General features: G+C 46.7%; 3 protein-coding genes. All 3 read right to left on the bottom strand.

The genetic code is table 11. The features are described 5' to 3' along the window. Window positions 1–125: 125 nt before the first annotated feature. Window positions 126–410 carry a type VI secretion system PAAR protein gene (locus ADIMK_RS21610; protein WP_036182609.1) on the bottom strand — a complete coding sequence of 95 codons (285 nt, stop codon included), beginning with the start codon at window positions 408–410 and terminating at the stop codon, window positions 126–128. Window positions 411–439: 29 nt separating this feature from the next. Continuing rightward, complete coding sequence (locus ADIMK_RS01085; RefSeq protein ID WP_197027447.1) at window positions 440–1,333, bottom strand: hypothetical protein; 894 nt, start codon at window positions 1,331–1,333, stop codon at window positions 440–442. 77 nt (window positions 1,334–1,410) lie between these two features. After that, on the bottom strand, window positions 1,411–1,990 hold a 580-nt coding region (locus tag ADIMK_RS22055), incomplete at its 5' end, for a hypothetical protein (protein ID WP_036182608.1).

Below are 1,990 nucleotides of genomic sequence, written 5' to 3'. Positions count from 1 at the left end.
CGATGTCAGACATGGATCGGATTTAGTACACCCACAGGCGACGCCGATGGGGTGGGGGCAAGCTGTCATGGCACCTCCTATGCCGGAATCAAAACACTATCCTTTTATTCCAATATCAACTCAGTTCACCCTATATTTACGCTTTCAGCACCTATAACTACACCACCGCAACTGACAGCGTCGCCAGCGCGTGCCGCAGGCTTGCCATCAATCGATACAGTGCCGGAGCCCCCAACGATGCTGCGACCATGAGGCGCGTGTTTTGGCTTAGAGTGCGGCGCCAATGGATCGCCCTGACGAACCGCCGGTATCCCATCGATATTTACGCTCGGAGACCCTGAGGTGATTGGGGTTGGAGGAAAACCCGAATGGTCGGTTCCAATATCGCCAACCTTGGCTGCTTTGCTCATCTATACCAGTCCTTCGATTTTGGCTTTTATTATCGGGAGATCACGAGTCGACCGTCTATTAGTGAGAAGTAGGGTGTAAATGTTCTTAGCCAATCATGACTCTCTGAGAAGATTCTTAACGGGGATGAACCTCGACTATTCTCTAATCGAACTAACTTTCCGCCCATAAAAGACTTCAGTTTATAATCACCCCAGTCGCCAATCGGTTTGACTACAACATCTTCATATAGAGAAAAACCGCTCTCTATGGCCACTGCGCTATAAAACTCCTCTGGAGTTGACTGATACCCCTCTGCCATTGCCTTTTCCCGGCTGGACAACGACCAAGCTGCTTCAAGCGCCTTGAAATCCTTCTTCCTGATAAGCTCAAGGAGGTCAGTATAGGCCTTCCGTAGCATCTTCATATTCTCGCGCTCCTCAACAAAAGGCGTTGCGCGAGTCCACGCCCACTCAGGTATGGTTTTGACATAGAACTCTCGTTCGAACATCGTCAAATAACCATCGGTTTCCCCCTCTAATTTTACCAACGGAGACTTGTGCTCATCTGGATAGAGCTTGGAACTCTTTATTGTTGGAACTCCTGATTCCTCCGTCGCCAGCAAACTGGTCAATTCAACATCATCATTGTCCTTGAAAGCAGCTTTCAACGTCGTTTCACAACGTGCTCCTTCGCGATGCGCTTCCATTCCATTCCGGGCATCGAGAGGGACCACACCCAATTCCATCTTATTGACCCCCTTCTTTAAAAAGGCCGTCGCATTGAATCCCATCATGACGGTTCCGCTCTTCGTGGATAAGTTATCAAGTTGCTCCATACCGTTTATTAGTCCACCACAGTACATTTCTTTTGAGGTCATATTTACAACATATATCACCTCTGGTGGCAGCCCTTCACGATCAATATTCACATTATCTGTTGACATGTCATTAATCTCCTTACACCCACCCAGTAACATAAAAAATATTATAGTTATACTTTTCATTAAATTATTCATATTACTTAGTCACCAAAAACATTTATTCGAAAAGGAGATACTTTTTTATTCAAAGGCTCTGCCCATATCCACTCTCTTTTAACACCTTTCTTTTCTTCATTATTAGCTGATTTCTTATATCCATTAATTCCATCATTCCCATTACCTGAATTTGATTTATCCATCCCCACACTTCCCGAAACCGTAATTTCCACCTCCGCCTTGATGCCATTGTGGTACATCACCAGTTCCACAATCTCTTTTTCATTCTTGGCACCCTCGTTCTTTTTCGCCGTCTGCAGTGCACACTTACCTTCTGCAATTACTTTACCGCTCAGAGCAAAAGCACCTTCAACAATCCACACTTTGGCTCCGCCACGCATATTTGCGCTTCCTGTCAGGCTGATTGTGCTCTCAGCCGAGAAGTCGTATTCAGGGTGACCGCTGGCCATCGTGCGTTTGATGCTGCCTTGCGTCTCTAGCTTTGTCGTCAACTTGATTTCGAGTTCCGCACCAACATAGGCGCCCTGTTGGCCAGCTTTGACTTTAGCTTCCTGCTTTTTTGCTTGCTCCCGAAGCTCGGCGACGACTTTGTCGACCTTGAAA

It is taken from the genome of Marinobacterium lacunae, assembly GCF_000705555.1.
GTDB classification, from domain to species: Bacteria; Pseudomonadota; Gammaproteobacteria; order Pseudomonadales; family Balneatricaceae; genus Marinobacterium_D; species Marinobacterium_D lacunae.
This window is presented reverse-complemented; position numbering and strand designations above follow the sequence as displayed.